The organism is Bradyrhizobium sp. (assembly GCF_049581145.1).
In the GTDB taxonomy this organism is placed as follows: Bacteria; Pseudomonadota; Alphaproteobacteria; order Rhizobiales; family Xanthobacteraceae; genus Bradyrhizobium.
This window is the reverse complement of the sequence record NZ_JBAURI010000444.1, coordinates 1-5,085: the sequence shown is the minus strand read 5'-3', so window position 1 is coordinate 5,085 and position 5,085 is coordinate 1. Positions and strand designations below refer to the sequence as shown.

Genomic DNA, 5,085 nt, shown 5'->3' with positions numbered 1-5,085 from the left:
AGCCAGTTCTGGTACCCATCGACGTTGTTGCTATGCAGAGTGTAGAGCAGCACTCCGAGATTCATGTCAGGTGAGAAGCCGTAAGCGCATTCGTTGTTGAATTTCAGTTTTTGAGCTGCTTCCTGGGCCGAAGCATCACCGAGGTTAGCCCTGTCTATTCCGAAAGGCTCGGTTTTATTTCCGCATCGATTGAACCAAACCCATCGCCGATGTGGTGATCGAAACCATCGACCGCTTTTGGGGTCTTGCGCGTCGACTACGGCTTGGCACCCCGTCTCATCGCCGCTAGCACACAACAATCCATTGTAACTCGTTTGATCGCCGTCATCGCAAACGTCGTCGGAGTCGTATGGATCAACATTTTTCGTGTATGCAGGGCACTGTCGAGTAGGCGGGATTTTCGAAATGGCATCGTCGCTGAGATGGGCGTCAACCTCACATTTGTTCCCTTTGGAAGGGAAGTCTGCATAGGCACCATTCTTCTTTTTACATAAATCCCCCCTCCAGCCATTAATGACGCTATCTGGAATGGGGTCTCCGGGTTCGTTCAGAGGCCAGCTTGGCAACAATGACTGCAGAGTATCAAAAAATTCGTTAGCATACGAAGGTGTGGCTGGCGAGGAGACGAGGAGGGCGGCCACGGACAAGACAATCAATTCTTTCCGCATTGGGATACCCGCAAATTTAGAGGTCTCAACCCTTACGTGCGCAGACTAAGCTGGCCCCCGATCGAATGACAACTTCTTTCTTTAGGAAAATGATCTCGGTCCGAATGAGCGCACAGGCCTAAGATACCGTTTTCGCCAACACGTCTATCCATTTGGGGCGCCGAGCGTCAAGTGCGGTCGGTTATCTTCGCCAAGCAGTATCAGGAGCTGTTGCCTGAAATCCAAAAGATCACAAAGCCGAGGTAACCGCGGCCCAGGCGTTCTCGCGAATAATCGTTTCAAGCCGGGAAAGTTCTCGGATGCTGCGCTAATAGAGCCGCTCGGAGGTAAGTGGCAGATCGCGTCGGCTTGGCCACGGATTTCAGACGGTATGCGAACCTACCGGTTCCGGTGAGGCATAGCAGTTTTAGTCACTCTGGCCGCGTTGATCAGTCGATTGACTCCGATAGGTGGCGGAATCGCCAGCATAGCGAGCAATCCAAATTTTTCTGTGAATTCAATATCGCGAAATTTCACCGGCATTGGATTATTCGAGCAGAGCGGAACTGGGCACCTCCAACCTATCGACAAAGTACTCATCCGAAGGCGTGAGCAAATCCTGTGCTGGGTCGAACGCTCGCACATCATCGCTCCAGCGGACCAACCGCGTAGGGTCGGGAGGAAGTGTCACGGCGCGACTGTCGAGCGCTGCGGCATTACTCTCGCGGACTTTCGGGAAGCTTTTTCTCGGAAGAGCGACCAGCGCCGTCAGCAAAGCGGGCTTGTGATAGGCAAGACTTCCGCTCGGACGTTGGCGCAAGGCCATTATCTCCAGATAGTCCATCATTTCAGGAATATTCTCCCGCGTTGCAGAGGCGGGCGGCGACGTCGTAAACAGCGTTGGCGGCTCGAGCTTTCGCCGATCGCATTCGGCGATGAAGTCCCTGTCGTGCCATGTCACCGACCATGGCGTACGATCGGAGTTGTCGGCCGCTGCCGTTAGGCACCAACTGACCAGAGCGAGTAATTGTTCGAACTCTTCCTCGTAGAGCGCGTCCAGCTGCGGCTTGGCCCAGGCGATATCTTCAGCGGTGACCGGGAAAGAGACGCGGTGATGGCTCGCCGCCCGGGAACGCTTCCGGTTGAGCCCCCCGTCGATCATGCGCACCGATGCATCGTCGAAAAACTGCGGCGCCACGGGCTGCCACGAAAAGAATCCGTGCTGCCGCCAGGCCCTGCGGGCGAAGGAAGGGGGCAGGAAGACATTATATGCCTCATGGGGTCGGCTGGCTGGCCCGAACGGCCTAATAAAGACCGAGACCAAGTCGCCGGGCACAGCCTCGGCGACCGCGAAAACCATCGCGACGAGTGGATCCCAGGTCCAGTCCACAAAGTCGGTGGCCAATCCGTAATGCTGGGCGATGCCGGTCGCCGTCTCCCGCTCCACGCCGAGTTGGTCAAACTGTTCATCTGCGTAGCGGAAACTCGAATTGTGCCAGGCGCTGATCGCTGTCGAGAACCATCCGCGCGCGCGCAGGTGAAGCTTCTGCACATCCTCTGATTTTCTGAACAGGGTCGGGATGATCGTGTCGTATTTTGCCTGTTGGCCGCGAAAACCCAGTAGCCGGTTGAGCCCGAACAATTGCGGCAATTCGCCTCAGCGGAACGTCCACACAGCTCTGGACCGAGCGCGTTGGCATGCGCGCCCCTGAGCAGCCATGCCGCTGCCTCCGGAGCCGATCCGGCGCGGAAGTGGAAGTCATCTTCGCTGATCTCGACATTGGCATCGCGGATCATGCCGGGCAGATCGGCGCGATTGGCTGACGGCTCGATCAGGGGACCGGTCCGGCGAATCGCTGCAATGTCCGCCATCCACGTCAAGCAGTGTTCCTATTCTTGGAAAGGTCGATCTGAAGCTTCTCGTGATAATGCATTGCGCCGCGTTTGCTAATTGGAATCGTTTGGTGACGGTACTTTGCGGCCGGAGATCGAACACGGCCCCGGCCGCTTCGAAGTGCTACAATCGACCGAATGATGCCGATAGCTGGCGAAACCACAAAAATATTTTTGCAGTGATTTTCCCTTCAAAATCAAAAGCGTAACTTTTCGGCGGACCCATCGTCGGAATATGTTCGGCCACGGAAAAAATTTCAAAGGAATTTCAATGTGCTATGCGTGATTTGAACAATCGAGTGGGAGTGAGGGGGGCGCCCCTTGTTCATAGAAACGGGACCCGCCAAGTTCGATGAATTCGTCGCTATTTCAGCCCGTTGCCCGGCCGTTTCGGAGTGGCTGCGGGCGAAGATTTCCGTGGAGCAAGAACATGACCCATGCTACGACCATTTGGTATGGGAGTACGGTCGCACAATCTGAGAATTAAGCGTCGGGGGTAGTGAGTGGGCAGTGTGTTCGATTTGCCGGCGCTGGTCCGGCTTTCCGCTTTCGCCGCAATGATATTGATGCTTCTAGGCGGAACAGCATCCGCCTTCGACTATTCCCGTTATCAACCCGAGGACCTCGATGTCCTGATCGACCGAGATCCTCCAGCCGGAAACGGCGTCGACGTTTATCCGGTTCGAAACATTCGTCTCGAGGTCACGCTGGCCGCGCAGGCCGCGCCATGCAGTCTATCCCTGCCCGACGTCCCGAAATCCGTACCGGGCACGAAAATCGATTTCCTAAAATGGGCGATGCGTACTTCAGGTATTCCGAAGGAATGGATCGATCGCGTCGCGATCACAAGTTGCGTCCAGGTCAAGTCCGCGAAGGGCAAGCCACTGCCGATGTTCATCCAGGACGCCCTCAGCGACAGCCTCGCGAAAGAAGTGGCACCGGGCGGGAAGGTGACGCTCTATGCCATGCTGGTCTTCTTCGACCAGCGCGGGCCGGGCATTGTCATCAACGAGTTCATGCGCCCGCAAACCCAGACCGCGCAGACCGGCCGGGACGGCACGACGGATTGCGGGTGCGGCAGGGATTTTCATTCCGGCCTCGATTTCAGCGCGCCGGAGGGCACCTCGGTGCCCGTTATGGCCGATGGGGTCGTGGTCAAGGTGGAGCAGGACGAAGCGGCTAATGTCGATGTCCCATCTGCCGGCACATGCGGGCGCTATGTCGTTGTCAAGCATAGCTATCCAAATGGCCGCTCGGCCTACACGCGCTATGCCGAACTCGGCCGGCTCATCGGCAATGACGGCAAGCCGATCACGATCGGCCAGCAGGTGAAGGCAAAGGACAAGATCGGGGAAGTCGGCAGCCAAAGCCGCTTCCATTTCGAAGTTCGTCCGGTCGAGGGGGCTACTGCTGATCAAACGCCGAAATGGACGCAGCTTTATGCCGCTGTCCCCGGCATGGAGTGGTCGAGATATGCTCCGGTCGATCCGCAGAAGTTCGACGATGAAGTCTACGGTGGCAAAAAGGCCGCAGCAACAGCAGAAAAGAACTGAACGCGGCGGCAGCCATCTTTGGCTGGTGACTGGTTCTCGTCCAGCCAAGCCTCGATTTTGGCGAGATCCCATATCACGCATCGAGGCGTGAGTTAGAAGTGGCGCGGACATTCACCGCGCTGTTCCATCCGTAGATTATAGTGTCAGCGAGCGCCACTATCTGATGCAGCCAACGCGCTCTGATCGCCCGTGTCGCAAGTGTAGCGCGGATCAGAGATATCTGTAGGGCGGGTCAGCGAAGCGTACCCAGCGCTTTGCTTACGTCATCGCTCGTCGCGTTTTGCTGAGCGGCGTGGTGGGTTAGCTTCACTAACCCATCTACGGGTCCTGTGGCCCCTGAAGTCATGAAATCGGGATATTGCAGTACACTTAACATCTCACAACTTGCTGGCTCGCGGCAGTTCAAACTCCTACGGAAAGCTCGCCTGATAGCTGGTCGCCATCAACGACACATGTGCCTCAAGCGGGGGGCGCAATTCGAAGGCTCGCGGGTCCCGGGCGAAATTCCACAATCGCGCCAGCCGCCAGTCGTCGCGATTCGTCTCGGCAACCGCCAACTCGTTGCGTGTGATGTGAAACGGTGTCCGTTCCCATCCGTTCGTCGTCTTGACCTCGATGAGCCGAACTCGACCGTCAGGTTCGAAACTCTTGATGTCGTATCCTGCGCCGTCCCCGTCGACATCCGACACCCATTGTATTCGATGAGCGAGGTCGGTTCGGCCGGCGGAAAGAAGCGTCGCGCGCTCATGAGCGAGAACCCGCTCCTCACCATCGCGACCGAGCGCCCGGTTCCGTGCGTCTCGCGCGGCGACATCGTATTTCCGGGCAATAGCGATCATCTGCTCAAGTTCTTCAGGCGGAGGCGCGTTGCTGTACGTCGGTGGCGGTCCGATCCACAGCAGCGAGTTCTCCTGAAACGCCGATCCCGCTACGATCGTAGCCGTTCGCGTGGCTCGTGCGAGCCAATCCGGGTGGCGGTCCAGCCAGTGAAC

4 protein-coding genes are annotated in these 5,085 nt (G+C 57.4%); 1 reads left to right on the top strand and 3 read right to left on the bottom strand.

What is annotated here, in order from left to right; translation table 11 throughout:
* Together WCB02_RS14360 and WCB02_RS14355 are read right to left on the bottom strand one after the other, a co-directional pair.
* On the bottom strand, nucleotides 1-668 hold a 668-nt coding region (locus WCB02_RS14360; protein WP_423958882.1), incomplete at its 3' end, for a hypothetical protein.
* 526 nt (nucleotides 669-1,194) lie between these two features.
* Nucleotides 1,195-2,298 carry an FRG domain-containing protein gene (locus tag WCB02_RS14355; protein WP_423958881.1) on the bottom strand — a complete coding sequence of 368 codons (1,104 nt, stop codon included), beginning with the start codon at nucleotides 2,296-2,298 and terminating at the stop codon, nucleotides 1,195-1,197.
* 745 nt (nucleotides 2,299-3,043) lie between these two features.
* Here WCB02_RS14355 and WCB02_RS14350 point away from each other — a divergent pair.
* Nucleotides 3,044-4,093 carry a M23 family metallopeptidase gene (locus tag WCB02_RS14350; protein ID WP_423958880.1) on the top strand — a complete coding sequence of 350 codons (1,050 nt, stop codon included), beginning with the start codon at nucleotides 3,044-3,046 and terminating at the stop codon, nucleotides 4,091-4,093.
* A gap of 410 nt (nucleotides 4,094-4,503) precedes the next feature.
* Here the strand turns inward: WCB02_RS14350 and WCB02_RS14345 are convergent.
* Nucleotides 4,504-5,085 (bottom strand): DUF3883 domain-containing protein (locus tag WCB02_RS14345; protein ID WP_423958879.1); only part of this gene is annotated, 582 nt, incomplete at its 5' end.